Genomic DNA, 26,418 nt, shown 5'->3' with positions numbered 1-26,418 from the left:
AGGTTAACCATATTGTACTCACGACAATACCTTAGTCGCAAAGCCAGCAGCCTGTAAATGTGCCTGTATTGATATAGTGTCCGGTAAATTTTCTTTGGCTGCATGTAAGGCCTGCGTTACTTCCTGCGGGTATGGTGCCCGGCCGTTCTTTTCGAACAAGACGCGCATCGTATAAAATTCAGGGGCAAAAAGCCGCAGCAATAGTTTAGGCGCCGACTTATATGTAAACTGCTCCCCGGTTCGTAGTTGCCCTAAGAGCTGCGCCAGTTCAGTACCCGAAATAAAGTCGCCTACCAGGTTAATGGTTCTGCTCAGATATTTTTCTGGTTGTGCAAAAGCCAGCGCGATAAATTTTCCTATATCCTGGCACGATACATAAGGCACTTTGGCATCGGCATCTACAAAGCCTTTAACCACTCCTTTTTTTACCGGAAAAAAGTCCGAGCCGATATTTTCCATAAACTGGGAACAGCGGACAATGGTATACGGCAGAGACTGCGTCTTGATATATTGCTCCATTTCCAGTTTGCTATCGGCATGGGAAACGCCTGTGGCAGTATTGGTAAGATTCAGCACAGAACTGAACACCAGGTGCTGAACACCGGCCATTTTGCTTGCCGAGGCAATATTTTTGCCTTGCCTGATTTCTTTGGCCGTATCGCATTTTTTATAATCGGAAGACCAGGGTTGTGTAATCCCGAAAACCCCATCGGCTCCGGTAAAGGCGTGCAGGAGTGACTGTTCGTTCAGCAAATCTGCTTCCTCTATTTCAGCTCCCAGAGAGTGTAACTGTCGGGCTGCCTGCGATTGAGGTTTACGTGTTAAAGCTGTTACCTTAAAATCTGTGTTTTGTAACAAGCTTTTAACCACGGCACTTCCCTGGTTACCAGTAGCACCGCAAACAACGATTCTTTGCTTTTTCATGTTTATTTTGTGTATAAGTAGTTATGATATAATAATTTTGATACACAAAATTAGCATCAGGCCCGGCCCGGCAGGGAACGCAGGCCGGATTATAAGCTACGCGAGACGGATTACTGCATTCCAGCTCGGATTATGAGCTGCAGGGGCAAGCGGAGCAGGAGCTGTGCAATAGGTAAGGTTTATAAAACAACTAGAAAAATTGATTGACCGGCTTCTAGTTAAATTCAATTTCAACGCGCCTGTTTTTTTGCCGCCCCTCTGCTGTTTTATTAGAGGCAATGGGAACCGTATCGCCAAACTCCGTTGCTGCAATACGTGTTTCATCAGCTCCCTTTTTTACCAGATAAGCTTTTACAGCGTCAGCCCTCGACTTAGATAACTTCCAGTTATACACATACTCCCCAATATTATCGGCGTGGCCACCAAGCTTTAAGGCAGCATTATTAGCTATAAGTAATTCGGCCACCCGATCCAGCTCTTCATAAGATTCGGGGCGTATGGTGGATTTATCAAAATCAAAAAGTACGTTTTGTACTTTAACTTCAGATAAGTCTGCCATGGCTGGTGGAGCGACTTCTTTTACAGGAGAAGCAGCATAAGCTACAGGTGTTACAGGATCAGCTTTAACTGTCGGTCCTGTTTGAAAGGCATAGTTGCTGCATGCCAGTATGCCGCCACCCACAAGTAAAAATACTTTTTTCAAATCATGCTTGTTCATTGTCATCAGATTTACATGTTATACAATATGCTCCAGTTAAAATGTACTTGATGGGCATACATACGAATCATTTTATGAGATTGGATTTAGCAGTGATTATTTAGTAACGTATTGTTGATGCATTAACTTTAGCAGCGTGGGATTTGTAATCAGCAGTGGCAGGCTTAGCCCCAGAATGGCAGCTAACAGGTAAATGAAGAAAGCTTTTGCCTTAATTGGTAATACCGATGTTGCAGGCGCTTGTAAAGCTGCCACCTGCTCTTCAAGCGTCGAAATACTGGAAATTATTTCCTCCCGCTTCTCCAGCAAACGGCTGTAAAGGTTTATCTTACTATGTCGCTTTAAATCGGTCAGCAGCCTTTCATTTATATCATTAATTGCTTCAGGTCCAGGTTCTGCCTGCTTTTTATTGTTACCGGATAAGTCTTTTTCGAGGGTGGTTATTTTAGCTGTTAAATCATGTTGCAGCGCGGCTAATCTCTTATTACTGTCTGCCACCAGAGGGGAGTTGGTGTTGTTAGACTTTAGAAGCAGCTGTTTGGCCTCTTGCCTGCTATTGTACTCCAATATCAGGTTTTGCAAGGCCGTATCCTGAAGCCCAAAACCAGCAGGTATAAGCGTGTATTCATGAACCGGCCTTTTGATATAGGGCTTCAGGGCATTCAGAATATGCAGCTGTTTCGTCTGGGGAAGAGATCCTGTTATAACTGCAGCTTCAGTATTCTTTTGCGTGTGGCGCAGGGGTTGATGTATTGCTGTCAGGCTGTCGAGTACCAGAATCTCATGATCTAATTGAGCCAGTTGCGCATCAATTACTTTTACGGCTGTTCTCAAAGGTCTTTCATTTAACCTGGTCTCTTGCAGGTATGCAAAACATAACTTTTCAAGAAAGTCTCTTCCTTTTTCAGGTGAAGTTTCTACCAGGCTTAGCGAAACTTTGTAAGGTTCGTGATCACTGACAGCTACAGATAAATGCTGCCGGAAGTCCTCGGCCAGGGAATTAATATCTTGGTAATCTACCTGAATTAACTGAGCCTGTCCGTTGAAAGCAGGTCCAGGTTTTACTTTCAGCGTTGCAAAGCTTGTAGAAATGCTTTCTCCAAACGTATGGAGAGTCTCTTTTCCGTTTTCCTCCAGTATAAATTTTTGTTGGTCCATTATGCCAACCTGTAGCGACAGATGCCGGATGTTGGCATGGGGCTGTAGAATAATAATACGGATGGGTAAATAGTAGCCATATACTTCTGTGCTTCCCAGCAGCGTATTGGTGGAGTATTTCAGCGGAACCCCCATACTGGCAACTGCTCTCCATATCAGGCTTTTCGATTTTAATAATTCAGCCCTGTTATCCTGTGCATCCGAACTGATTTCAGAAGTTACTCCGGTACCTTTACCAGCTATATCTTCTACATGAGAAAGCACAAGCTCAGTTGTAATCCGGTAGCTTCTACTTGCTCTCTGCTGATACAAAAATGCCAGGAACAAGAATAGTAGAAGAGAGCCCATGAAGAGGTACTTGTAGTTGCTGATCACCTGCAGGTACTTCTTCACGAACTGGCTGTATCCAGATTCATATTTTAAGTGATTTCTTTCAGACATGAAGGCTTGGCTAAGTGATAAGCAATCCAGATGCACCAGCGGGTAAAAGCTCATGTCTACTTACGAAATCAATTACAAACCAGATTGGGGGGAATTAAGCTACTGGTCGTGTTTCTGGTATCCGGAAATTATGGAGCAGGCGGGAAGTGAAGCTTAACCTTATGGCCGCCTGGCTGCTTATCCGGGATAGCAGAATTTCACTTCTTCAAAAGCTTTACGATTTTCTTGTTTTTGAATATTTCCACAATGCTCTTTGTGGTTAGCAATAGCGCCAGACTTCCGATGGCAACTACTTTTACCACCGTTTGCGGGTCGCGGATGGGGCGAAAGCGGGTGCTTCCCTGTTTTATCTCAATATAGCCTACTGGGGTTACTGCCATGCCGCCGCCGCCGCCACTGCCAGCGCCTGCCTCATCTGCTTTGGCGCCACCGCCACCACCCCCGCCAAAACCATACATAGCTTTAGAAACAGGAATAATTGTAATGCCCTCCCGTTCTACCGGCTCCCCATAAATGGTAGAGCTTTCAGCTGCCATGCCCAGCTTTTCGGCCAGCCGTTCCACAAATGTGGGGGCAGCAGCATTTAAAGGTTTATTGTTGTCTTCCATAGTTGGATATTTGCCAGCATTTAATTTTAAACTATAGGTACGACTGTCTGTAACGGACGTTGCGCACCAGTTTCCGTACACAGGAAAAGCCTCCCTGCGCAGCTGCAAATTGTAACCCTTCGACGGGGGGCTAAGAGAGTACTAACTCTTTTCGCCGGTTTCGTTGAGTTCTTTTATACAGGCTTTCATAAACATTTTGCCATAGGCTGTAAAGTAGTAATATCCTTTTTTAGGATACAGGCTGTAAAGCACGTCCGGGTGTTTCTGGTTAAGGCTATCTACCCACTTCTGGCTTTTCAGAATGTTGGCTTGGTAAATATCCTGCTCCAATTGTTGGAACGTATCCAAGTCCTTTTTCAGTAGTACCTCTGTTTCAAGTGCTATAATGCCGAGCTTTTCCAGGTTCTCCGTGTACACGTCCACATTCTCAGGGAAGTCCAGCTTCACGAAAGTTTCTATACCTGTCAGGTTCCAGGCCACTTTTATGTGCACCTCCTGTGCCAGGTTAACGCTTTGCTCTCCCTCCAGGGGCCTTAGCTCTGCATGAAAAGGAAGAACAGGGTTTTGGCCTGTTAAGCTATGCTTATGAATGTACAGGTCCATTCTGGGTATACTTTCTGCCTGCTTATAATGAAACAGGATCCTGGCTTCGTCGGCACAGAGGTTGCCCAGGGTGTTTATAAAAGAAGGATGCGCCAGGTGAATAGTCGCCTTTGTGGATGCTTTTGTAAGCAAATTGATAAAAGCTTCTGATAGCTCGTGCTGGTCTAAATAAGTGAGTTTGTCTAAAATGGGTAAACCTACATATGGTGGCACTTCGCAGATGTCTTCAGCCTCACTTTCCTCTAACTTTTTAGCAAACCGCTTCAGGTTCGCATCAAACTTCATTCTGGCTTTCTGCTCATGAAGCTTCAAGGGAAGCAGGATCAGGTTTCCCATGCTGAACAGGGTTCCTAAAGCTTCTCCCACATTTTTGAAGCTTGGCTGCAGAAGCTCTTCGTAAATTTTGTCAGTAGGTATCTTATCTAAAAATTTGTCTAACATAGTGGTAGAGGGCTTTGATAATATTGTTTGACTATTTAAAGAAGGAATTGAATTTATATTTGCTAATAAAGTTAGTATTTACTAGTATTGTATACTAAAATTATTAGTAAAAGTTAAGCTATGAAACAAAACACTATTATTTATTTACTTCGTGATGAAGGACATGAGCTGTACCAGATCGAAGCGTTTGACATACTGAAGGTGCCTTACTATGCCTCCAGCATATCGGCTGGTTTTCCTTCGCTGGCCGAAGATTACCTAGACGAGCGTATAAATTTGAATGAGTTCCTGGTGAGGAATCCCGCTGATACATATATGCTGAAGGTGCGTGGAAATTCCATGGAGGATGCAAACATCAAGGATGGCGCTATTCTGTTAATAGATCGGCTGCTGGAACCTGAAAATGGCCGTATTGCTGTCTGCTACCTTGAAAATAATTTTACCGTAAAGACTATCCGCAAAAGAGACGGCAGGTTATTTCTGGAAGCCGCCAACGCTGCCTATCCTGCCATAGAGGTGACGGAATCTATGCGCATGCAGGTTCTCGGAGTTGTTACCTTTATCATTTTAAAGGCTGAAGAGCAATAGCGGGGATAAGAACCTGCTGAATTGGAAAGGATATACTGCAGCAGCTGTTTTAATGATTTTTAGATTTTGTAGGAATAATATAGCATACTGCATGAACGATCAGATTAAACTTTGTTTTTCACCGGATTTGAGCCTGAATGCCGAAGGCAAACATGTGCGTGAAGGCCTTTCTACCGCCATGCTTCTTGGCGATAACCTGTGGTTGAGTTGTGATGAACGCACCACCATTGAGCGTCTTACCCGTTTACCCGACGGCTCTTTTGGCAAACACCACTCTTTTGATGTGCATGCATACCTGGATCTGCCTGCACAGGACAATAGCGAAATCGACATAGAGGCCATGGGAATGGATGATCATTACCTTTGGCTTGTTGGCTCCCACAGCTTAAAACGAAAGAAGCCCAAACGGCATGATTCTGTCACCAAACAAATCAAGTCCCTGGCAAAAGTCAGGAGTGACCCGAATCGCTACCTGCTGGCACGCATTCCTGTTTTACAGGATCGGGCAATAGGGGAGTATACCTTATACAAAGAAGTGGAGCACCCCGACCAGCCCGGAAAAGTGCTGCGTGCTGGCCAGGTGCGGGGCGGCAAAACCAGCAATCTATTAACAGAATTGATGGGACAGGATGAGCATATAGCACCTTTTATGAACATACCCGGCAAAGACAACGGGTTTGACATAGAAGGACTGGCCGCACACGGCAGCCGCCTCTTTATAGGGCTGCGTGGGCCGGTGCTCAGAGGCTGGGCCATTGTGCTGGAAGTAGAGCCTGAGGAAGACGAAACCGGTATTCTGCACCTAAAGCAGCTGACAAATGAGAAACCTTACCGGAAGCATTTTCTGAACCTGCGGGGCAAAGGTATACGGGAGCTGCGCATTTCCGGGAATGACATTTACCTGCTTGCCGGGCCCACCATGGATCTGGACGGTGTGATTGCCATCTACCGCTGGCCCGATGCACTGAGCAAGCAGGGGGAGCAGGTGGTGCATAACAAGGAACTGGAGCGCCTGCGCGAGGTACCGCACGGCACCGGCGAGAACACCGGGAAAGACAAAGCGGAAGGACTTGCCATACTCGATGATCAGCGGGTGCTGGTGGTGTTCGATAGCCCGACGGATGCACGTGTTGTGGGCGAGAACGATGTGCAGGCAGACGTGTTGCGGCTAGGGGAATAGGTATGTTATGAGTGCCAGATGTGCGGATAGTATAGTTGTGTGGAAAAGAGAAGGCACAGTAACATTAAAGATTTTAATATATGCAATAGTGTTGCAAAATTGAATTGAGTGTCTATATTTGCAACATTGTTACATATATAATAATCCACTATTCTATGAATTACAGTGTTACCTTTCGAAAATTAGCTGTGGGTCTTCTTGCGGCACTTGTTTTCACATCCTGTCAGAAAGATGAAGAACCGGAGCCGATTGCTGCGGAATCGGAAAAAGAGTTTAACTATGTACGTGTGCTTGTGACAGACGAGGTGTCGACAAAACTGACACAACTGAATCCCTCTGATGCTGCCATCAGCACATTTGACACTCAATATCCGATGGGCAACCTGTTTGCTACCGCCTCCGGGCGCTATGCCGCTGTAATATATGGCAGCAATAACTTTGTACAGGTTTTTGATACTGGCCTGGAGCACCACGTAGATCATGTGGATGTAAAAGGATCTGCTAAATGGGCAGCCATTACAGCAAACGGATTAACACCGGCCCACTTTAAAAGCAAAGGCACCGAGTCAGTTATTTTTAACGACGGACAAGGCACCTTAAGTGTGGCTAATGAGGCTAGCTTTAACACACCGGGCGCTACTTTTGGAGTAATTAATGCCGGTCTGACACCACATCATGGCGCCATGGCGCAATTTAGCAACGGCACCTATGCCATAACAGAGAGCAGGGGCAGGGTTCGGATTATCAATAGAAGTGGTGGTTTAGTACATGCCTCTCCTATAGAGGTTGCCAACATACACGGTAATGCCACCGATGGCGAAACAGCCGTGTTCGGTAGCTTTACAACACCTCAGGCTACCACAGGTGGCGTACTGGTGGTAAAACAGAACGGGGAGCAGCGCGTGATTGCGAATCCGGACGGATTCGGGGCTGTACGACTTGGAACTATCCTGTATGCCCAGGAAGCCAAAAAGTTTATAGGCTATGGAGCCACAAAAGGAGCATATTTTATTGATCTGGCAGGTAACCGTATCACACCGATCTACGAAGGAAGCGACTCATATCAGTGTAAAGTCGACTATGCTGGCAATAACCTTTTGATACTTACTCTGGATGGTAAACTCAGAATTTATGACCTGGCATCCGGAACGCTGAAGAAGGAAGGTTCTGTCATAAGTTCTGTCGCTTCGAGCGAAACGTTTAAGCCTGTGCTGGAGGCTACCTCAAAGTATGCTTATATCGCGTTACCTGCCACAGGCGAAGTACACCAGGTTAGTCTAAGTGATTTTACAAAAGTAACGAAGCACAAGGTATCAGACAGACCTGTTCGACTTGCTGTACTGGGCTTTGAAACAAACGAAAGCCACTAGTACTCATCAAAATTAGAAATCAGAAATCTAGAATTAGGAATGATCCTCCGGTGTACTTTATCCCTTACAAATCTAAAAATGGTTTAGAAGAGCACTCGTTCACGGTCAGGTTAGAAAATTATAATTAGAATCTGATATTGCTCTAAAAAGGAATAGAGTTTCATGATGCTTAATCTGGGAAAGCACTGGTATAACCTGGTTTTGCAGGTAGAACAGTAGCTGTAAGATATTGCCAATAGAAGAAGGCTGGCGAAAAGAACGGCTGCAGGTTTTGTAACCTTACAGCAGCTCTTTTCGCCAGCTTTGTCTTTTAATTTTCTTCTGCAATTCCTGCTACAGCAAACTATAATTTTTATGCTACAAAAGGATATTGATTTCTTCCAATAAATAACACCATTGTCTGGCTAACATACGTAAACCACTTAATTTCAGTAATTTAATAAGAATATTATGAAATCAAGCTGGCCTGTACTATCCTATGCAGAAGCAAAACCCACTTACGAAACCATACACCTATGGACACAGGTCGTGGGAAAGATAAAACTAAGTAAAATGCCCTGGCTCAACCACTCTTGGCATGTTACGCTGCAGGTAACCCCCACTGGTCTCAGTACCTCCGGCATCACCGATGGTAACAACCATTTTCAGATTGATTTTGATTTTGTGGACCACAAGCTGAAGATTCGGAACCATCTGGGGCAGCATCGGCAGTTTCAGTTGCAGGGCATTTCGGTGGCCGACTTTTACAAAAAGGTGCTGCAGGGCCTGGAGGAATTGCAGATAAAAGCTGAAATTAACAAAACGCCGTGTGAGCTGATAGATTCCATTCCGTTCGACCAAGACTACACCCACAACACTTATCATGCCGAACACGCCGCTGCTCTGCACCGGGCACTGCTGGAAATGCAAAACGTTTTCCAGAAATTCAGGGCCGGGTTTAAGGGCAAGTGCAGCCCGGTGCATTTTTTTTGGGGAGCCGCCGACCTGGCCGTTACCAGGTTTTCGGGCAGAAGAGCTCCCAAACACCCTGGCGGTGTGCCTAACCTGCCGGATTGGGTGGCGCAGGAAGCCTACTCGCACGAGGTGAGCAGCTGCGGTTTCTGGCCGGGCAGTGAGCCTGTAAACTACCCCGCTTTCTACTCCTACGCCTATCCGGAGCCGGCAGGCTTTAAAGAGGCTCCCGTAGAACCCGAAGCTGCCTTTTACCACCCCGAACTGGGCGAGTTCATCCTGCCCTACGATGCCGTTCGACAGGCCGAAGATCCTGAAAAAGCGCTGCTCCAGTTCCTGCACAGCACCTACAGCGCCGCCGCCGATCTGGCGGAGTGGGACCGGGAAGCCCTGGAGCTAGATATGTCGAAGCCGTAGCTGGCTGGCTGCTAAAAATACAGCTAACACTCGGCTATGTTTTTTTGCTTTGCTTGAAAGTATAAGTTATCAGCTCCTTCAGCAGCACGCTCGGGTTTTTTCTCCGTCCCGGAAGATAAAGTGCACTTGGCAAGGCATGATGCGAAGCAATTACCCATGAAGCATTTGTGCTGCTATCCTGTTCTTGATCATTAATTATTTATCATCCAGAGATAGATGCCGTTCGTCCAGCCAAAGCCATCCTGGTTTGGGTATTCTCCTCCTCCGGCTTCCGAGTCGGGGTCTACCACATTGTATTTTTCCATCATCTTGCCGGTTGCTTTAAAAACCTGGTCGTTTAGGGCAATCCATCGCCTTTTTAATTCTTCAGCGGTATCATCAAAGACATAATTTCGAAGCCCCACATATGTCATGTACTGCAGCGGGGCCCAGCCGTTCGGATAATCCCATTGCTGGCCACTCTCGTGGAGAGAAGAAACGACGCCACCCTTTTTCAAGAAACTGCTGACGATCTGTTCGTGCACCTGCTGTGCCTGTTCTTTGCCGGCAATTTTGAAAAACAGCGGAAATACCCCTGCCAGCGATAGGATAGTAGTGGACTTGTTCGATTCTGAATCATAATCCATGTAAAATCCCCTGTCCTCATTCCAGAAGTACTTGAGCATGGCCTTTTTACGCTTCTCTGCCTTTTGGAGGAAATAAGAAGAAGGCTCAGAAAAAGAGCTGTGCGCATACGCTTCCGATAGAGTTACTTCAAGATCGTACAGCAGGCAGTTTAGATCGACAGGTACTATATCGGTTGTGTGAATAGTTTCCATATTGGTCTCTTCTCTGAACCAACGGCAGGTAAAGTCCCAGCCAGATTCACAGGCAGCCCTTATATGCCGGTAAAGTGTTCCGGGCTCCACGCCATCCGAGGCTGCATGATGGGCCATTTCAACATCCTCCACATACGATTCAGGACGAGGGGCCGGAAGGTCGTCCCAGTAACGGTTCAAAATACTGCCATCTGGGAGCCGGATTACTCTGCGAAAACAAGTCTCCTTTTCCGAAAGGCGAAAGTACCCGTCCATCCAGTAATTATATTCTTTTTGCATGTGGGGAAGGTATTGCGTCAATGCATCCGGTCCATCAATTTCAGCAAGCAGCCGTATCATCCGGGCAAAAAACGGAGGCTGTGAACGTGTCAGGTAATAACTTCGGTTTGCATTCGGAATATGGCCATAGGCATCAATTAAATGAGCAAAATTTTCTACCATGTCCCTGATCAGTTCATGCTCCCCGGCACATTGCAGGCCTAAAATGGTAAAGTAGCTGTCCCAGTAATACAAGCCTCTAAACCTTCCGCCAGGAACGATGTAGGATCTGGGGACAGGCAACATAGAGCAATTCGTTTGTGAGGAGCGCGTTAGCAGAGGCCACAGTTGTTTTATATGCTCCGTAACCGGCAGTTGCTGGTTACTTTCATAATCAGTTTTTATAGGAGAGGGAATCTCAAAATACTCATCAACAAAATTCCCCAGATCGAAATCCTTCTTATGCTTTTCGATTTCATATAAACTTAGAATTTCTTCCGGGGCACGCTTGGGAAAACAGTCTGCAAACGTGATGGAATCAGGGAAAACATGATTCATCTGCACATCGTGAAATAGAGGTCCGAATAACTGATCGGGTGGTAAAATGGCCGGAACGACGCTGTAAATCTGTGGGGGCTCTATAGCTCTCATTTATTTTCGTTTTTCATTATTCACGCATTACCAGCTTTTAAGTTAATATATTTTCATTTTTAAAGCTATTGGCGTGGTATAGTGCTCCCTCCGCTAGTGTGAGTTTGCAGCTCGTGCTTTCATGCTTCAGGCAATCAAAGCGTGCCATGTTAGTGCGAGCTAGGAGCGCGTACTGTTACTTTAGCTGAAGGTATAGCTATTTGGTGACGAAAAGGCACGAGCTGCAAGCTCGCGCCAGCAAGGGGATTAGCCCATATTTGTTTAAGCGCATTTTGCCCACAATCACCTTTCCAAAAGCATGTACCCGATCCTGAACACACGACGTTACAAAATACAGCCCTTCGCTGCTATAATCATACCCGCTTAACCTGTTTCGCTTTCGTTCCGGATGCGCCATTCTAAAATATACGAGCCCCACCCGGAATTGTGGATCTAAAAAAGCTCATAATATATTGAAATTACTCCCCCCATTGCACGAATTCATTGCAAGATTCATTGTAGGGACAGGTCGCGACCTGTCCCTACATATTCCCGATTACACAATACGGTGTACATGATACCGAATGCAGGATGCTACGTACGGGATTTCAATCAACATGATACCCGTATAATTTTGTAAATCTGCTTATTGAAACTTTGCAATTATAACCGACAAACCTTGCCCTTCACCCCATTTACCATCTACTTACCCGTTCAGAAAATTATTCCTGCTGTTAGGGAGCACCTGGCGGCGCAGAACAGATGAAAAACCGATAAAACAAACAACAAACTTACTCTTTCTTCAGCAGCCGCTCCATCAATTCCACCTTCTCCCGCTCGAACTGTAATTTCTCCTTTTCACTCTGCAGTAACCGCTCGTAGAGCTTTTTGTTTTCCTCCATTACATCCATTAACTTTTCAATCGGATTGAAAGCTATAGAGCAGTGATTATTGAATGATGGGCCACTAATTGTAGTGTCATTAAACGTATTAAAGAAATTGACAACAGCATCATCGCTATAATTTTTTATAGCTTCGGGATTAACATCCAGCACTTTCGCAATTTTTGCCAAAGTCTCTTCCTCTACCGCCTCGCTTGCCTCAATGCGCGACACCGTTTGCTGGCTCACGCCCAGCTCGTGGGCAAGGCTTTCCTGCTTAATTCCGCGAAGCTCCCGGATGCGGCTGATTTTTTTTCCGATGTGCACCGGTTTCATAGTCGTTTCCATGTATCAAATATAGTGTTTTCACCTGAGTATGAAAAACAATAAGATGAGTAAAGTACGCGGGCTTTGAGTTCGATACACGGACATATTGAAGTAGCTTAGGGTATAGCAAACCTTTATCCTATGGCCAGCATGAAACCAACACCAAAACCTGTCGTAACTTGCCTGTCTTCAAAAGAGCAAAAGGATCCTCTTCTCGCTATCACGGATCTTTTTGAGCAGATTACAATAGATAATTTACAAATAGACCTGCGCCTATATCTGAAAACAGCGACCACAGAACCCGGCTGGTGGATATACGGGCAACCCTGGGAGGTGCATGAACTACAACAAAGGTTGGAAAAACTCATGGAAGCATGCTGGTTGCTGCTGCAACAGCATGAAGAAGTACTTGGAGAAGTGCAGCTTCCGGGTGTGGCAACTTGCTGGAAGCAATGGAAGGATGATACCGATGACCTGCGGCAGGAGTACCAGGCCATACGGCTCATGTACGGCGGGCGCGTCCGCCTGTTACGAGACAGCGAGTTAGATGAGCCTGTTACAGTTTTGAAGCAGTTGTTCCATGTCCTGTCCCTCCCGGATTGGAAAATCGTGCTAACCAAATGGACGGAATATGCCCTGTGTGGTTCAAGTATCCTTCGTGAGGGCGACATTCACTTGTTCCTGCACTACGAGCAACTGGAGAAGCTGTTGGAAGTGGCGTGGGTTATACATTACGATCCGGATGAAGCAGCAGCGCCGGAAAGAGAAGCAACAAGAAGTATAGCAGGGGAGAAGTCGCCAACACCTGATTTGCTGGAAGAATTTTCCTCGTTTCTGCAGGAAGTGCCACCCGAGCGGCTGACCCGTAACCTGTTGCGCATCTATGTAGATTACCTCCAGTATCATGGTCATAATCTCCCTGGGGATTATGAAACAATCCGTACTGATTTTCTGAAGCTATACAATTTGTTTCGCTCGGCAGAACTGGATGCGAAGGGACTTTACAGGGAACTGAAAAAACCGGAACAGGTACAGGCTAAAACGGAGCGCACATGATGGAGAATCTTCTGAATCAATTGCCGCCTGAAGCGCTGGATGAGTTGCAGGGCCTTATTGCCAAACTGGTGCAGCAGTATCAACCTGAAAAAATCATCTGCTTTGGCTGTAACCATCACCATAACCGGTTGCAGAGCTGCTTTACCGAAGCTTCTTCCCAAGCGCAAGCAGATTATTACCTGCTGGTAATCGTCGCCTCTGCCACCCGCCGTGAGCACGACATGCAGGATTTCATAAATGCCTACTATACGGGCGGTGCCGTTACCGTTCTGCCGCACCCGCAGGAAATGATCGTGCGGGCTGTGCAGGAACAGAACACCTTTTTTGTGCAGGTATTGCAAGACGGGCTGCTGTTGTATGCGGCCACAGGCTTTGTGCAGGCACAGGCTTTTCCTGTTATCGACCCGAAGCAGCAGCTAAAAAAAGCGGAGCAGGCTTACCGCTGCCGCCACGAACGCGCCTACGGGTTTCTGTTCGCTGCCAGGAAATGCCTTTCGCAGGGCTACCTTCAGCTGGCAGTATTTCAGTTGCACCAGGCCGTAGAGCAGTCGTGTTGCATGCTGGTGAACGTGTGCATGGGCTACCGCTCCGACATCCATAACATTGGCCGCTTGCTCCGGCTCTGCGGCTGCTTTTACCCCGGGGCAGCCGCCCTTTTCCCGCAGCGCACGCAAGAGTAGGAGCGTTTGTTCCGGCTGCTCTGCAAAAGCTATACCGAGGCCAGGTATAAGTACGAATTTAAGGTAACGGAGAAAGAGACCAAGAGCTGACGCAACAGGCCCATTTGTTTGTGAAAAGGGCCGAAGAGCTGTGCCAGCTCAAATTGCAGCAACTCCAAAAGCAGGCACAGGTGGTGGAAGTAAAAACCGAGGAAAGTTAAAGCATTTAATCTAAACTATATGACGGAAGAAACAAAACGCCCTATGCGCAATGCGCCCTTACTTTTATCTGAAATCGGAGTGGAGAATCCCCATCTGGTGCTGGAATCTATCTTCATCAAAGAAATGCTGACCTAATACAGGATGCTGTTACACAAAGCATTGATAGCAGGTATGGAAGACCAGTATACTTGGGAGTATCTGGATGTAGTAGAGTATTTATTTTATAATAAAACCACATTATAATGTGAAAATGGGTTTAATTCTTTATTTTTGTAAAGCTATACACACCAAATCACATTATAATGTTGGTAAAAGAACTTGGGGAGCAGATTAAGCGCAGGCGCGACATGCTGCACATCACGCAGCCCGACTTGGCAGAACTAGCCGATATCAACGTTAATACCCTGTATCGGATCGAAACAGGCAAAGCCAATCCGACGCTCAAGGTCTTGCACAAGCTGGCAGAAGTGCTTGGTATGGAGCTAAAGCTGGAAGTAAAGAAACCCAACCTGTAAGCGATGCGGCAAGCGGAAATATATAGAAACGGTACTTTAGCCGGAGTGATCACCCAATACCCCGAAAAACGGTACGAATTCAGGTATACAGATGAGTGGTTTCAGAACAATGCGCTACCCGCCATCAGTCTGACCTTGCCCAAAACGCAGCAGGTATACCAGTCCGATCATTTGTTTCCTTTTTTCTTCAACATGCTTTCAGAAGGGGTAAACCGCCAGCTGCAGGCCCGTCAGCTCAGGATAGATGAAAAGGATTATTTCGGCCTGCTCATAGCCACTGCAGGAGCCGATACCATTGGGGCTGTTACCGTAAAACCATTAGTTTAAATTATATGGCTTTCCCTGAAATAACTACTTGTCCGGGTACATTGGCAGCGGGTTTTCATAGCTACAGCCGTACGAGCTTGGTGCGCGTTTTCGACGGCAAAAAGGTAAGTCATGTATTACCCTATAATGCACCGCAGGCAAGCGAAGAAGATGCGGAGAAGTTTATAGAGAACCGCAAGCGCATCTCTATTTCAGGCGTGCAGGAGAAACTCTCGCTCGTGTTGGACAAAAACAAACTGAGGCTGACACAGCCAGATGAGCAGGGTACGTATATTCTAAAACCCATTCCCCGCGACCTCCGGAAGGTGCAGCAGGTGCCTGCCAACGAGCACCTAACCATGCAGATCGCACGGCAGGTATACGGTATACAGACAGCTGAAAATGCGTTAACCTTTTTCCAAAACGGAGAGCCAGCCTACATCACGAAGCGCTTCGATGTGAAGCCGGATGGAAGTAAATATGCCGTAGAAGACTTTGCCTCGCTGGCCGGCAGGACCTCCGAAACAGGCGGGCCCGATTTTAAGTACGACTATACCTACGAAGCACTGGCTGGGCTGGTCAAACGTTACATAGCAGCTTCCGTCGTAGAACTGGAAAAGCTATTTTCATTGATCGTGTTCAATTACCTGTTCTCGAATGGCGATGCGCACCTGAAGAATTTCAGCATCATCGAAACACCCAACGGCGATTATGTGCTAAGTCCTGCCTATGACCTGATTAACACCCGGATTCATGTAGATGATTCGTATCTGGCCCTGAAAGGAGGCCTGTTTGAGGACGATTATGAAACAGAAAGTTTTGCAGCTAACGGCTACTATGCCTACGACGACTTTTATGAGTTCGGACTGCGCATCGGCATTCGGGAATCCAGAGTCATCAAACTATTAAACTTGTATCGGGCAGAGCAGAAAGCCGTAAACGATTTGGTCTCACGGAGCTTTCTGGATAGCGAAACAAAAACCCTATACATGGAGCAGTATCGCACAAACCTCAAGGCGCTTAGCTATTCCTATAGACAATTGATGTAAGGGAGTTCCCGCTTTAATTTTAACTTAAACCCATTTGCCACATACATATCCGTTTAGGAAATTATACCTGCCACTAGCAAGCAGCTATTAATAATGAAAAAGTAGCTCTGGCACTAAGCGTCCAGAACTGCTTTGTTTTAAAGGTATAGCAGTTCTTTGAAGTTACTGCTTAGCTATAGCTGCCAAAACCTTAGCGCTTCCTGCTTTTGTTGAAGAAGCTCCACATAACTTCATTTATATCGATGTCGGCGGTTGTATAAGAAGTACATGACCTGTAGACATGAGAGCAAATAAACAAAATTGTTAGGCTCGAAAGCATTTCGCCTTTGTTTTAAAATTTTTACCTCGTGGATAGTCTGTGCACGATTGTCTGTGCACGATTGGACAGGTCGCGACCTGTCCGTACGGGGGTGTGGGTGAATGTGATTTAAATATGAAATTTATCTTTGTGCCACAGGGATGGGTTGTTCAGAATGTAATCAGCAATATTATTGTAGGCGATGTTGTTTCGAATGATGTGGTCGTGAAAAGAACGTTGCCAGGCGAACTCAGGCATACCTGCCTGTCGAATCAATTTAGAAGAAGTTGTTTTGTAAGCGCCCATAATTCCGGAAATGGATTTAGGCTTACTGCCTGGTGATGTCAGTGTGGTTAGCCCATGCTCCGGCCGTCCTATTGCTCCAGGTGGAACTGGCCCCTTTTCCGAAAGTGGTGTACTTGTTGTGGAGTTATCGAGTTGAATAATGCCATGAATGTGGTTAGGCATCACGACAAACTCATGCAGCACTACATTCGGATAACGCTCATGCAGCCAATACCATTGTTGTTCTGCTATTAGACCAAATCTGTTCAAGCGCATTTCGCCCTCAACCACCTCTCCAAACGCATGTACCCGATCCTGAACACACGACGTTACAAAATACAGCCCTTCGCTGCTATAATCATACCCGCTTAACCTATTTCGCTTTCGTTCCGGATGTGCCATTCCAGGATATACGAGCCCCACCCGGAATTGTGGATCTAAAAAAGCTCATAATAAATTAAAAAATATTCCGCCCACTGCCCCGTACGGACAGGTCGCGACCTGTCCAATCGTTCCCCAATCATGGCTGCGATCCAATCGTTCCCCAATCATGGCTGCGATCCAATCGTTCCCCAATCATGGCTGCGATCCAATCGTTCCCCAATCATGGCTGCGATCCAATCGTTCCCCAATCATGGCTGCGATCCAATCGTTCCCCAATCATGGCTGCGATCCAATCGTTCCCCAATCATGGCTGCGATCCAATCGTTCCCCAATCATGGCTGCGATCCAATCGTTCCCCAATCATGGCTGCGATCCAATCGTTCCCCAATCATGGCTGCGATCCAATCGTTCCCGAATCGAATTTTTAACAGGCGCTGAACCTGGATTATAATTTTCATCATTTGAAATGGTTTCGGCATTATTGAATCAGCAGGATTGCCGGTGCACGATTGGACAGGTCGCGACCTGTCCCTACACAATACCGATTTCACCATACGGTGCACACGATACCGGATACAGATCATGGGGATAACGGATTTGCACGACTGATACCCGTTTAATTCCGTAAATTTGCCTATTGAAACTTTGCAATTATAACAGACACACCTTGCCTTTCAACCCATTTACCATAGACTTACCCGTTCGGGAAATTATACCTGCAGTTAGGGAGCACCTGGCGGCGCAGAATACCCTCATCGTAAACGCCCCTCCAGGAGCGGGTAAAAGTACCCTGCTGCCGCTGGCTTTACTCAACGAGGCTTGGCTGCAGAACCAGAAGATCGTGATGCTGGAGCCGCGGCGTTTGGCGGCCAAAACCATTGCCGAGCGACTGGCGCAGCTGCTGGGCGAGGAGGTGGGCCAGACCGTCGGGTACCGCATCCGTTTCGAGAACCGCACCTCCGCCGCTACCCGCATCGAGGTCGTAACCGAGGGCATCCTCACCCGCATGATCCACAGCGACCGTGGGCTGCAGGGGGTGGGCCTGGTGATCTTCGACGAGTTTCATGAGCGCAGCATCCATGCCGATGTCGCTATGGCTCTGAGCCGCGAGGCTCAAAACACATTGCGCCCCGATCTGCGCCTGATGGTGATGTCGGCCACCCTGGATATGCCCCAACTCACGAAAATGCTCAACGCCCCCGTGGCGCAAAGCATGGGGCGGCAGTACCCCGTAGAAACCTTTTACATGGGTGATGCCGATGAGCGCATGCTGCCCGAAATGACGGCCAAAGTAGTGCGGCAGGCCGTGGAGGAAAAAGACGGCGACGTGCTGGTGTTTCTGCCTGGCGAAAACGATATCCGAAAGGTAGAGGAGCTCCTGCGCAGGCAGCTGCGGGAGTTTAAGATTCACCCGCTGTTTGGTATGCTGCCTTTTAACAAACAGCTGGCCGCCATCTTGCCCGACCGCAGCGGCAAGCGCAAAGTAGTGCTGTCCACCAGCATTGCCGAAACCAGCTTAACCATAGAGGGCATTTCGATTGTAGTGGATACGGGCTTCGGCAAAACCTCCCGCTTCGATCCGAAGTCGGGCTTATCCAGGCTCGAAACGGTGCGCATCTCCAAAGACGCAGCCGACCAGCGCGCAGGCCGTGCGGGTCGGCTGGGCCCCGGCACCGCCTACCGTATGTGGAGCAAAACCACCCACGAGCGCATGGCCCCGCACCGCACCCCCGAGATCATGGAAGCCGACCTGTCGAACCTGGTGCTCGACATGGCGCAGTGGGGCATTACCGATATCCGGGGCCTTACCTGGCTGAACCCGCCACCGCGCGCAGCCCTGGCCTACGCCACCGACATGCTGCACCAGCTGCAGGCCTTGGAGCATGGCCGCATCACCGAGCACGGCAAAAAGATGCACACGCTGCCTTGCCACCCGCGCATTGCGCACATGCTGCTCAAAGCCGAGGAAACCGACCAGGTGGCGCTGGCCTCCGACATTGCCGCCGTGCTGGAAGAGCGCGACCCGCTGGACCGCAACGCAGGAATCGATATTAATTTAAGGGTAGAAGCCCTGCGTCGCTACCGCAAAGAAAAAGGCCAGGGCAAGCGTTTCGGCAAGATTGAGAAAATTGCCCGATCTTACCGCCAGCTGTTCGAGGTAGAAGCCGAAAACAGCTCCTTCGACGACTACGAAACAGGCGTGCTGCTGGCGCACTGCTACCCCGAGCGTATCGCCTACGCCCGCCCTGGCAACAACGCGCAGTTTCAGCTGGCCAGTGGGCAATATGCCTCCGCTGGTCACCGCGATGATCTGGCCCATGAGCCCTGGCTGGCCATCGCGCACCTGCACGCGGGTACAGGCGATAACCAAGGCCGCATATTCCTGGCCTCGCCGCTCAACCCCCGCGACCTGGCTCCGCTCGTAAAGCAGCAGGAAAGCTACCATTGGGATTTGAACGACGGAGAACTTACGGCCTCTATGGACACGCGCATCGGCAGTATTATACTGCAAAGCAAGCCGCTGCCAGCGCCGGACGAAAAGCACCGTGTACCTGCCATCTCCGAAGCCATCAAACTGGAGGGCGAACACCTGCTGGACTTTAACGAGGAGCTTACGCAGTGGCAGAACCGCGTGGGGAGCCTGCGCAAATGGCGCCCCGCCGAAGGCTGGCCCGACGTCAGCACCAGCACTTTGCTCCTAACGAACCGGGACTGGCTGTGGCCTCATTTGTTCGACATAGAGCACCCCGACGAACTGATGGAACTGGAACTGCTGCCGATACTGGAAAAGAAGTATTTAACAGCAGAACAGCGTGCAAGGCTGGAGATATTGGCTCCGGCAAGTATAGCTTTACCCGATGGCTCCGGTATAGAATTGGAATATCGGGCAAATGGTGAGCAACCGAAATTAGAGATACGACTGCAGGATGTGCTGGGCTGGGAGAGTAGCCCGACTGTGGATGATGGAGAGATGACGGTGGAGCTGGCCCTGCTTACCCCGGAGCTAAAGTCTATTACCACCGTATCAGATCTGGCTGCTTTCTGGAAAGGCAATTATCGCGTCATCAAACGGCAGCTGGAAGTAGTGTTTCCGGAGGTAGATTGGGAGCGTAGATAAGTAAAGATTGCCTGCTAACGATTACACCCCTATAATCCCCTCCAGGGGATAGTCTGCTATGGATTGTTCAAATTAATCAGTTCTATAGCTATGTGAAGCTATAAATAGAAGTTGATTATTATAAAATCTGTAAAAGTAGCAGGAAAATGTCCCCTTGAGGGGACTAGAGGGGGGTATTATTCGTTCAGCAAACTAACAAAGGTAGCGCAAAGTGGGCAAGAACAACATTATACCTTACAGAGAAGATTTGAAAGCAAAAGCCACGGAGCTACGCAAAACTAGCACGCTCTCTGAAGTTCTGCTTTGGAAGGAGATAAAAGAGAGAAAAATCCTTGGTTATCAGTTTCATCGGCAGGTGCCTATGCTGGATTATATTGTAGACTTTTATTGTCACGAACTTCGGCTTGCTATTGAAGTTGATGGCGATAGCCATAATTACAAGTATAAAGAAGACATGGCAAGGCAACAGGCGCTGGAAAAATTTAGCGTTACATTTCTTCGCTTCGATGATAAGGAAGTAAAACGGAGTTTGCCTAATGTCATAAGAGATATAGTATATTGGATAGAGGAGAGGCAATAGATCTGGAACAGGTTTTATAGCGTTTCTCTGCTAACGATTACACCCCTATAGTCCCCTCCAGGGGACAATGCTGCTGCTGAATTTTAAATCCACGTGCTCTGTAGCTACGCCTTAGAAATTAATTTAATAGTATGAAGTGGCCAGAAAGAGCTGCAGGGGCCTTCTTCAAAAGACAAGGAGGGGCAGAAACTCCTCTTTTCAGACAAGCTAAAACGTGAGTCACCTTGTTACACGCCTGGCTCCAAGAAGTTGGAATTGTTGAGTGATACCAGCTACAAAACAAACATGTGAGGTAAACCTATTACACTTTACGCAAAAGCAAAAAAAACCTGGACTAGAGCAATTGGCTGCTTTAGTTCAGGCTTTTGTACTATATATTTAACCAGTATTGCTGTGCTATAGGCTACAGCACAAGCACACTGTTGGTGCCACCGTATTCGTTCGGGTTTTCGCTGTCAGCTTCTGGTTCGTTCATCCATTCGCTGCCGTTGACACGGTACTTGAACTCGTGCTGGCTTTCTTTTGGCAACGAAGTTTCGTACGTAAAGCTACCGCCCTTTTTCTTGCTCATAGGTACAGGATTATCCCAGTCACCGTTTAAGCCCAGTATTTCTACAGATTCGGCATTTTCAGGATTAACGGAGAATTTCACCTTACAATGATCCTTTGTTTTGTAGTATGTCTTCTGTATCATTTTGTTGCCTCTTTAGAGAAAGTAAAACATGAAAGTTCTGATATATAGAATTTAAAGCCTCTTACAGCTTTATAAGTCTAAAGGTTACATAAATTTACACATAAAAAGTAGCAATTAAAATTGCACAGAAAGGCAGTAATTCACATCTTCAGGTAAACCACAATACTTCAGGATAAAGGCAGCTTATAAACGGGCAATACCTTTTCATCCAGACACCTACCCGTTTTATCGGTTCTTGCCTCTTATTGTAGCCGGAAACATGTTACTTTGTGTATGAATCGTTTCCAAAGAACAGCAGTAGTTTCACATGCTGTCGGGTGGCTTTTACTTTTAAGTCTGCCCTTGCTTTTCCTGATGCAGCAACCTGATAACCAGAGTGCCTGGCAACTGTTAGGTTACCCTGCCTACTGGATATTCAGTTTATCGTTTATACTGCTTTTTTACCTGCATACTTACTGGCTTATTCCGCAACAGTATGAAAAGAAAAAGTATGTGCTGTATGCTGCCACGCTGGCCCTTTTGTTTGCAGGCATTTCTTACCTGCGGCCCTACGACAGAATTATATGGCACAACCAGGAGATGCGGCCCAATGGTGTAGGAAGAAATGCAATGCCCCAGCCTTCAGAATTCAGGAGACCCGACAGGCCGGGAATGCCACTACCACCACCTGATCCGGGGCGGTTTGGCAGGAGGGGGATGCCCGGCAGGCCATTCGACCTGGTTTCTGTTTTCCTGTTTTTTACGCTGCTGGCCCTCGGCACAACCATCCGGAGTACAGAGCGCCTCAGGAAAACCGAGAAAAGAGCCCTGCAGGCCGAAACCGAGAAGGCAAATGCCGAATTGTCTTTTCTGAAAGCGCAGATCAACCCGCATTTTCTTTTTAACACCTTGAATAATATTTACTCGCTGGCCGTTACGCAAAATGAACATACGCCGGATGCAATTCTGAAACTATCCAATATCATGCGCTATGTTACCGATGATGTTACCGAAGATATGGTGCCCGTAGAAAAAGAAGCCGCCTGTATCCGCGACTTTATAGACCTGCAGCGACTGCGGCTGAACAAACAGGTGCAGGTAGAGTTTAGCATGCAAGGTGATCTGAGAGGAAAGTACCTGCCGCCGATGGTGCTGATGACCTTTGTGGAAAACGTATTTAAGTACGGTGTGAGCAACCATGAACCGGCCAGCATTATTATTCGGCTGGTATCGGAAGCCAATACCATCTTCTTCTACTGCCGGAATAAATTGTTTGAGGTGCCGCGCCATGTGGTGAGTACAGGAATCGGTATTGCCAACACCAAACAGCGGCTGCAGCACTTGTACCCCGACAGGCATCTGCTAAGTATTAAGCAGGAAGATGGCTTTTTTACGGTGGAGCTTACGATTCAGCTGTAAGCAGGGCTCCCTTTCCTGTTATAATTATTTTTTGCTTTTAACCGAACTGCCTATGCCACTCCGATGCATTGCGATAGATGATGAGCCCCTGGCCCTGACCATAATTAAAACGTATGCGGCGCGTATTCCGGAACTTGAACTGGTGCAAACCTTTGATGATGCCGTTTCGGCAGCTGAGTTCCTGAAAAGCTCGCCGGTGGATCTTTTGTTCCTGGATATCAACATGCCTGATATTACGGGGCTTGACCTGGTGCGTGCGCTGGAGATTAAGCCAATGATCATTTTTACAACAGCTTATAAGCAGTATGCCTACGATGGGTTTGAACTCGAAGCACTCGACTACCTGCTCAAGCCCATCAATATGAATCGTTTTGCGAGGGCAGTACAAAAAGCCCTGGATTACCGTTCCTATCAGCAGCAGTCGCAGGAGTCAGAAAGCGAGGCTCTGTTTGTTTATTCGGAGTACAAGCTGGTGAAAGTAGACCTGCGGGAGGTGGAGTATATTGAAAGCCTGGAAGACTATATTAAAATTCACCTGAAGCATGAGAAGCCTATCCTAACCTTGATGACCATGAAAAAGGTACTGGAAAAGCTGCCTGCAGGGAAATTCAGGCGGATTCACCGGAGTTACATTGTGCCTGTCGCGAAGGTAAAAGCTATTGTAAACCGGAAAGTGCAGCTTTCTTCCGGCAAGGAACTGCCGGTAAGCGATACCTATGCCGATTTTCTGAAGGAGTGGGGAAAGCTGTGAGCAGGCTGTACCGGAGTAGCTGTATCAATGTTTAAATTAGCTCCAGGAACAGGATAAGGGCGTTATGGCTCAGGGCCTCCAGCTCTACCTCTGCGGTATCCCAAAGGGCGATGCCGTCTTTCTCGTGTAGCAGCCTGCCCTCTACTTCGAACACGCCAGATAAGGCATAGGCATAAAGGGCAGAAGTTTTGTTCTGCAATTTATAGACTGCTTCCTGTCTGCCATCAAACCGCCCCATGCTGATACGGAACGGGAATCGGGCATTTGTCACAATATTCGCTAAATTGTTATGCAGGCGGCCAATGGTATAGGTGTAAATATCAGGAGAAGCTATGGCTACAGGCGCGGTTGCTTTCATCCAGAGCTGCAAAAAAGTGATGTTATCGGTTTTGTAAGGGTTAGAGATCTGGTAGGTGTAGCCAGCCGACACATGGTGCACCTGAACTTCCTCCACATCCAGTGTTTCCATATGTCCCTTGCAATCCAGGAAATTAACTTCCCCGGTTATTGGTATCAGTACCAGGTAGGAATCCTGCTTTACCTCCAGGTTTACACTCTGGTAAGCTGCCAGTAATTCTTCGTTCAACAGGTAAAGGCTGCGGAAAGGCTGCCTGTCTTCCTGCCCTGCGGCCTCCGAAGGAAAGGTGCTGCATCTTTTCAGAATAGCGGTTTCGCTAATATAATGCTGATCTGCCAGAAAGATTTTACCAGGCGTTTCCTTTGTCATAGATGATTTGTTTGAAGTGAATAAATGCTTAAAAAAGGTTGTAGCTGTACCAGGTTGGTCAGGGCTTTGTCTCCTGTTGCGGCTGCTTCAGAAACCAGCAGGTAGGTACCAATGGTATGGTGCCAGATAAGGGGCTCAGAGTAAAAATTGAGTGCTACCTGGTGGCGCGTACTGTCCAGTATATCAGAATTTATGATTTCGAACTGGTACTGGTTAAACGGGAGAAAATGCCTGCCCTGGTTGTTCAGGATATCAGGCACAGTATTATGTAGTTGCTGCAGATAGCCTGTTACAGCAGCGCTAACCAGGAAGTGTAGCTGCGAAGCATCGGGTACATGTTGCAGCAGTTCGGCAAAACTACGGTATTTCTTTTCTTGGTTAAAAAGCTGTGCCTGCATTTTAAACTCTTGGTAGCTGTCAGCGAAAACAAGCTTCTCCCAGGCTCCGGTAGTGCCGGCATCAATCACTTTTCTGTAGCAAAGCGTGATAATCTGTGACATAAGAATAAGCGTATAGAGGAGCAGAAATACCATGTCTCTGCTCCCTTATCCTAGTTAAGCGGCTACATTTAACTGAATGGAAAGATAGAAACCATCAGTGGTATTTCCTGTTACAGTTGCAATCTGTATACCCGTGGTATCGTCGTTAAATATACCGTCACGGCTGTTGTAGGTATAGCCAGACATACCTTTGTTATAGCCGTTCACCAATGCCTTGGCACTGCCTGTGCCTTCCGGAAAAGCAATCTGGGTTACTTTAAGGGAGGTGCCGCTGGCTCTGTAAATATGCACATGTATATGGGTAGCTCTGCCATTATACCAGCCGGGGAAGATGGTGGTAAAAGTTACGAGCCCGTTTGCATCGGTTACCTGTCTGCCCCGCAGAAAATGCACCGACTGGTAATTGGTGGATTGCATGCCGGTGTTGCCATACTCGGAATAATTGCCCTCTGCATCGCAATGCCAGATGTCTACAATAGCTCCTTCCAGAGCTGCGCAATTGTTGTTTGTATTGCCAATTGTAATCTTAGCGGTAAGTTTATAGCCTGTTCTGCCGTCGGTGATATCGCTGCGTACATAAGAAGCCGGGCTTTTGGTCGGGTAGGGACCTTCGGTTTCGGTGGGGGCTACCGTGCAGCTACTGGAACTGGTGCCTGGGTTGGTCACAGTGCCACCGGCATTTTCAGATGGAGCAACCAATTCATCCTCTTTGTTGCAGGCTGCCAGCAGAGCAGGAGTAGAGATGGCACCTACCAGTAAACTTTTTAAGAAGCGCTTTCTTTCCATAACCTATTCAATTTGATTTTACAAATTTTTATAAAGCGAAGATGTCGGGTGACGGTTGCTTTGCCAAATGTGTATCGGTAATTAGGTGCTATGTATGGATAAACCGGCGAATGAAAAAGATGGCCGGAAAAGAAACTAAAGTTATAACAATAGCATTTTGTACAGGACAGGCTGCTGTTTACCGATACAAGTAAACTCTTTATCCGGACATTGTTTATAGCAATAAATTTCGCTTACATTTGCGGGGGCAGGAGGGTAATCTAAATGCTCTTTCTTAACTAAATCGATCATTCTTTAACCTTAAAATCAAATAAATATGGCAAGTAATTTTCTTTTTATAGGAGGACTGGGAGGCTCAGAAGTAATGCTTATTCTGTTTGCTGTTCTCCTGCTTTTCGGCGCTAAGCGTATTCCTGAACTTGCCAGGGGCCTGGGCCGCGGCATCAGGGAATTTAAAGATGCCAGCAAAGAAATCAGGAATGAGATCGAAAACACCACAACAGCAGATAAGGAGCAGCCTGTAAAATAAGGCACCGCTTTACCGGAAGTTTAAACCGGGTCAGCAGTGGCAGAATTGATTATTCTGCCACTGCTGACCCGGTTTTGTTTTAGAGTAGCTACCATCTGAATACCAGGTATTTGCCTAAACGGTACGCGTTTCAAGTTCTGATTCGGCCTGGCTGTTTCGGATTGCCCTTCAGCTTGTTAAAAGCTATACTCCACCAGGTTATCCGGAAAAAATTTGTGAAAAGCTGTAACCATTCCCGAAACAGAAGT

26 protein-coding genes are annotated in these 26,418 nt (G+C 47.3%); 14 read left to right on the top strand and 12 right to left on the bottom strand.

Features of this window, described 5'->3' with window-relative positions; genetic code table 11:
• Nucleotides 1–18: 18 nt before the first annotated feature.
• The 5 genes from C1N53_RS09300 to C1N53_RS09280 form a co-directional block, all read right to left on the bottom strand.
• On the bottom strand, nt 19–924 hold the full coding sequence (locus C1N53_RS09300) for an NmrA/HSCARG family protein (RefSeq protein WP_137759042.1): 906 nt from the start codon (nt 922–924) through the stop codon (nt 19–21).
• A 214-nt stretch (nt 925–1,138) separates the two neighbouring features.
• On the bottom strand, nt 1,139–1,648 hold the full coding sequence (locus tag C1N53_RS09295; RefSeq protein WP_137759041.1) for an OmpA family protein: 510 nt from the start codon (nt 1,646–1,648) through the stop codon (nt 1,139–1,141).
• Between the two features lie 90 nt (nt 1,649–1,738).
• Complete coding sequence (locus C1N53_RS09290) at nt 1,739–3,241, bottom strand: hypothetical protein (RefSeq protein ID WP_137759040.1); 1,503 nt, start codon at nt 3,239–3,241, stop codon at nt 1,739–1,741.
• Nucleotides 3,242–3,438: 197 nt separating this feature from the next.
• Nucleotides 3,439–3,849: a spore germination protein GerW family protein gene (locus C1N53_RS09285; RefSeq protein WP_206077636.1), complete on the bottom strand. Its 411-nt coding sequence runs from the start codon at nt 3,847–3,849 to the stop codon at nt 3,439–3,441.
• A gap of 141 nt (nt 3,850–3,990) precedes the next feature.
• Complete coding sequence (locus C1N53_RS09280) at nt 3,991–4,893, bottom strand: DUF4393 domain-containing protein (RefSeq protein WP_137759039.1); 903 nt, start codon at nt 4,891–4,893, stop codon at nt 3,991–3,993.
• A 120-nt stretch (nt 4,894–5,013) separates the two neighbouring features.
• Between C1N53_RS09280 and C1N53_RS09275 the strand changes: the two genes are divergently transcribed.
• The 4 genes from C1N53_RS09275 (at nt 5,014) to C1N53_RS09260 (ending at nt 9,399) form a co-directional block, all read left to right on the top strand.
• Nucleotides 5,014–5,481 carry a LexA family transcriptional regulator gene (locus C1N53_RS09275; RefSeq protein ID WP_137759038.1) on the top strand — a complete coding sequence of 156 codons (468 nt, stop codon included), beginning with the start codon at nt 5,014–5,016 and terminating at the stop codon, nt 5,479–5,481.
• A 91-nt stretch (nt 5,482–5,572) separates the two neighbouring features.
• Nucleotides 5,573–6,661, top strand: coding sequence for a DUF3616 domain-containing protein (locus C1N53_RS09270; RefSeq protein WP_137759037.1), 1,089 nt, complete (start codon nt 5,573–5,575; stop codon nt 6,659–6,661).
• A 155-nt stretch (nt 6,662–6,816) separates the two neighbouring features.
• Complete coding sequence (locus tag C1N53_RS09265; protein ID WP_137759036.1) at nt 6,817–8,031, top strand: hypothetical protein; 1,215 nt, start codon at nt 6,817–6,819, stop codon at nt 8,029–8,031.
• A 450-nt stretch (nt 8,032–8,481) separates the two neighbouring features.
• Entirely contained in the window at nt 8,482–9,399 is a 918-nt protein-coding gene (locus tag C1N53_RS09260) for a DUF5996 family protein (RefSeq protein ID WP_137759035.1), read from the top strand.
• Nucleotides 9,400–9,590: 191 nt separating this feature from the next.
• On the opposite strand, the gene treF is transcribed toward C1N53_RS09260, so the two are convergent.
• Both treF and C1N53_RS09245 read right to left on the bottom strand, forming a co-directional pair.
• Nucleotides 9,591–11,126 (bottom strand): alpha,alpha-trehalase TreF, encoded by a 1,536-nt coding sequence (gene treF, locus C1N53_RS09255; RefSeq protein WP_137759034.1) that lies wholly within the window; start codon nt 11,124–11,126, stop codon nt 9,591–9,593.
• Between the two features lie 770 nt (nt 11,127–11,896).
• Nucleotides 11,897–12,334: a helix-turn-helix domain-containing protein gene (locus C1N53_RS09245; protein WP_137759032.1), complete on the bottom strand. Its 438-nt coding sequence runs from the start codon at nt 12,332–12,334 to the stop codon at nt 11,897–11,899.
• Between the two features lie 129 nt (nt 12,335–12,463).
• On the opposite strand from C1N53_RS09245, the gene C1N53_RS09240 reads away from it, so the two are divergent.
• From C1N53_RS09240 to C1N53_RS09220, 5 genes are all read left to right on the top strand, one after another.
• Nucleotides 12,464–13,369 (top strand): hypothetical protein, encoded by a 906-nt coding sequence (locus tag C1N53_RS09240; protein ID WP_137759031.1) that lies wholly within the window; start codon nt 12,464–12,466, stop codon nt 13,367–13,369.
• Nucleotides 13,366–14,049 carry a hypothetical protein gene (locus tag C1N53_RS09235; protein ID WP_137759030.1) on the top strand — a complete coding sequence of 228 codons (684 nt, stop codon included), beginning with the start codon at nt 13,366–13,368 and terminating at the stop codon, nt 14,047–14,049. The genes C1N53_RS09240 and C1N53_RS09235 overlap by 4 nt, the downstream gene beginning before the upstream one ends.
• Before the next feature lie 503 nt (nt 14,050–14,552).
• Nucleotides 14,553–14,765, top strand: coding sequence for a helix-turn-helix domain-containing protein (locus tag C1N53_RS09230; RefSeq protein ID WP_137759029.1), 213 nt, complete (start codon nt 14,553–14,555; stop codon nt 14,763–14,765).
• Between the two features lie 3 nt (nt 14,766–14,768).
• Entirely contained in the window at nt 14,769–15,092 is a 324-nt protein-coding gene (locus C1N53_RS09225) for a HipA N-terminal domain-containing protein (RefSeq protein ID WP_137759028.1), read from the top strand.
• A gap of 5 nt (nt 15,093–15,097) precedes the next feature.
• Entirely contained in the window at nt 15,098–16,120 is a 1,023-nt protein-coding gene (locus C1N53_RS09220; RefSeq protein ID WP_137759027.1) for a type II toxin-antitoxin system HipA family toxin, read from the top strand.
• Nucleotides 16,121–16,547: 427 nt separating this feature from the next.
• Here C1N53_RS09220 and C1N53_RS09215 read toward each other — a convergent pair whose 3' ends face one another.
• Nucleotides 16,548–17,105, bottom strand: a complete 558-nt coding sequence (locus tag C1N53_RS09215; RefSeq protein ID WP_137759026.1) for a transposase — start codon at nt 17,103–17,105, stop codon at nt 16,548–16,550.
• A 649-nt stretch (nt 17,106–17,754) separates the two neighbouring features.
• On the opposite strand from C1N53_RS09215, the gene hrpB reads away from it, so the two are divergent.
• Nucleotides 17,755–20,205, top strand: a complete 2,451-nt coding sequence (gene hrpB, locus C1N53_RS09210; RefSeq protein WP_137759025.1) for an ATP-dependent helicase HrpB — start codon at nt 17,755–17,757, stop codon at nt 20,203–20,205.
• A 211-nt stretch (nt 20,206–20,416) separates the two neighbouring features.
• Entirely contained in the window at nt 20,417–20,785 is a 369-nt protein-coding gene (locus tag C1N53_RS09205; protein ID WP_137759024.1) for an endonuclease domain-containing protein, read from the top strand.
• Nucleotides 20,786–21,188: 403 nt separating this feature from the next.
• Here the strand turns inward: C1N53_RS09205 and C1N53_RS09200 are convergent, their stop codons facing one another.
• Complete coding sequence (locus tag C1N53_RS09200) at nt 21,189–21,479, bottom strand: isoamylase early set domain-containing protein (protein ID WP_137759023.1); 291 nt, start codon at nt 21,477–21,479, stop codon at nt 21,189–21,191.
• Between the two features lie 273 nt (nt 21,480–21,752).
• Between C1N53_RS09200 and C1N53_RS09195 the strand changes: the two genes are divergently transcribed.
• Nucleotides 21,753–22,877, top strand: a complete 1,125-nt coding sequence (locus C1N53_RS09195) for a sensor histidine kinase (RefSeq protein ID WP_137759022.1) — start codon at nt 21,753–21,755, stop codon at nt 22,875–22,877.
• A gap of 52 nt (nt 22,878–22,929) precedes the next feature.
• Nucleotides 22,930–23,628 carry a LytTR family DNA-binding domain-containing protein gene (locus tag C1N53_RS09190; RefSeq protein ID WP_137759021.1) on the top strand — a complete coding sequence of 233 codons (699 nt, stop codon included), beginning with the start codon at nt 22,930–22,932 and terminating at the stop codon, nt 23,626–23,628.
• 31 nt (nt 23,629–23,659) lie between these two features.
• Here the strand turns inward: C1N53_RS09190 and C1N53_RS09185 are convergent, their stop codons facing one another.
• The 3 genes from C1N53_RS09185 to C1N53_RS09175 are packed head-to-tail and all read right to left on the bottom strand — an operon-like array spanning nt 23,660 to nt 25,641.
• On the bottom strand, nt 23,660–24,355 hold the full coding sequence (locus tag C1N53_RS09185; RefSeq protein WP_137759020.1) for a hypothetical protein: 696 nt from the start codon (nt 24,353–24,355) through the stop codon (nt 23,660–23,662).
• Complete coding sequence (locus C1N53_RS09180; protein WP_137759019.1) at nt 24,352–24,855, bottom strand: hypothetical protein; 504 nt, start codon at nt 24,853–24,855, stop codon at nt 24,352–24,354. The genes C1N53_RS09185 and C1N53_RS09180 overlap by 4 nt, the downstream gene beginning before the upstream one ends.
• A gap of 54 nt (nt 24,856–24,909) precedes the next feature.
• Entirely contained in the window at nt 24,910–25,641 is a 732-nt protein-coding gene (locus C1N53_RS09175) for an intradiol ring-cleavage dioxygenase (RefSeq protein WP_137759018.1), read from the bottom strand.
• 316 nt (nt 25,642–25,957) lie between these two features.
• Between C1N53_RS09175 and C1N53_RS09170 the strand changes: the two genes are divergently transcribed.
• The gene (locus tag C1N53_RS09170; protein ID WP_137759017.1) at nt 25,958–26,170 is read left to right on the top strand and encodes a twin-arginine translocase TatA/TatE family subunit; all 213 of its coding nucleotides are present in this window, start codon (nt 25,958–25,960) and stop codon (nt 26,168–26,170) included.
• The last annotated feature ends 248 nt before the right edge of the window (nt 26,171–26,418 follow it).

Source organism: Pontibacter sp. SGAir0037, from assembly GCF_005491705.1.
Taxonomy (GTDB): domain Bacteria; phylum Bacteroidota; class Bacteroidia; order Cytophagales; family Hymenobacteraceae; genus Pontibacter.
This window is presented reverse-complemented; position numbering and strand designations above follow the sequence as displayed.

Bases quoted from the DNA above. Each gene is read 5' to 3' on its own strand.
- C1N53_RS09300 (WP_137759042.1), bottom strand. From the start codon at position 924: ATGAAAAAGCAAAGAATCGTTGTTTGCGGTGCTACTGGTAACCAGGGA.
- C1N53_RS09295 (WP_137759041.1), bottom strand. From the start codon at position 1,648: ATGACAATGAACAAGCATGATTTGAAAAAAGTATTTTTACTTGTGGGT.
- C1N53_RS09290 (WP_137759040.1), bottom strand. From the start codon at position 3,241: ATGTCTGAAAGAAATCACTTAAAATATGAATCTGGATACAGCCAGTTC.
- C1N53_RS09285 (WP_206077636.1), bottom strand. From the start codon at position 3,849: ATGGAAGACAACAATAAACCTTTAAATGCTGCTGCCCCCACATTTGTG.
- C1N53_RS09280 (WP_137759039.1), bottom strand. From the start codon at position 4,893: ATGTTAGACAAATTTTTAGATAAGATACCTACTGACAAAATTTACGAA.
- C1N53_RS09275 (WP_137759038.1), top strand. From the start codon at position 5,014: ATGAAACAAAACACTATTATTTATTTACTTCGTGATGAAGGACATGAG.
- C1N53_RS09270 (WP_137759037.1), top strand. From the start codon at position 5,573: ATGAACGATCAGATTAAACTTTGTTTTTCACCGGATTTGAGCCTGAAT.
- C1N53_RS09265 (WP_137759036.1), top strand. From the start codon at position 6,817: ATGAATTACAGTGTTACCTTTCGAAAATTAGCTGTGGGTCTTCTTGCG.
- C1N53_RS09260 (WP_137759035.1), top strand. From the start codon at position 8,482: ATGAAATCAAGCTGGCCTGTACTATCCTATGCAGAAGCAAAACCCACT.
- treF (WP_137759034.1), bottom strand. From the start codon at position 11,126: ATGAGAGCTATAGAGCCCCCACAGATTTACAGCGTCGTTCCGGCCATT.
- C1N53_RS09245 (WP_137759032.1), bottom strand. From the start codon at position 12,334: ATGGAAACGACTATGAAACCGGTGCACATCGGAAAAAAAATCAGCCGC.
- C1N53_RS09240 (WP_137759031.1), top strand. From the start codon at position 12,464: ATGAAACCAACACCAAAACCTGTCGTAACTTGCCTGTCTTCAAAAGAG.
- C1N53_RS09235 (WP_137759030.1), top strand. From the start codon at position 13,366: ATGATGGAGAATCTTCTGAATCAATTGCCGCCTGAAGCGCTGGATGAG.
- C1N53_RS09230 (WP_137759029.1), top strand. From the start codon at position 14,553: ATGTTGGTAAAAGAACTTGGGGAGCAGATTAAGCGCAGGCGCGACATG.
- C1N53_RS09225 (WP_137759028.1), top strand. From the start codon at position 14,769: ATGCGGCAAGCGGAAATATATAGAAACGGTACTTTAGCCGGAGTGATC.
- C1N53_RS09220 (WP_137759027.1), top strand. From the start codon at position 15,098: ATGGCTTTCCCTGAAATAACTACTTGTCCGGGTACATTGGCAGCGGGT.
- C1N53_RS09215 (WP_137759026.1), bottom strand. From the start codon at position 17,105: ATGGCACATCCGGAACGAAAGCGAAATAGGTTAAGCGGGTATGATTAT.
- C1N53_RS09200 (WP_137759023.1), bottom strand. From the start codon at position 21,479: ATGATACAGAAGACATACTACAAAACAAAGGATCATTGTAAGGTGAAA.
- C1N53_RS09195 (WP_137759022.1), top strand. From the start codon at position 21,753: ATGAATCGTTTCCAAAGAACAGCAGTAGTTTCACATGCTGTCGGGTGG.
- C1N53_RS09190 (WP_137759021.1), top strand. From the start codon at position 22,930: ATGCCACTCCGATGCATTGCGATAGATGATGAGCCCCTGGCCCTGACC.
- C1N53_RS09185 (WP_137759020.1), bottom strand. From the start codon at position 24,355: ATGACAAAGGAAACGCCTGGTAAAATCTTTCTGGCAGATCAGCATTAT.
- C1N53_RS09180 (WP_137759019.1), bottom strand. From the start codon at position 24,855: ATGTCACAGATTATCACGCTTTGCTACAGAAAAGTGATTGATGCCGGC.
- C1N53_RS09175 (WP_137759018.1), bottom strand. From the start codon at position 25,641: ATGGAAAGAAAGCGCTTCTTAAAAAGTTTACTGGTAGGTGCCATCTCT.
- C1N53_RS09170 (WP_137759017.1), top strand. From the start codon at position 25,958: ATGGCAAGTAATTTTCTTTTTATAGGAGGACTGGGAGGCTCAGAAGTA.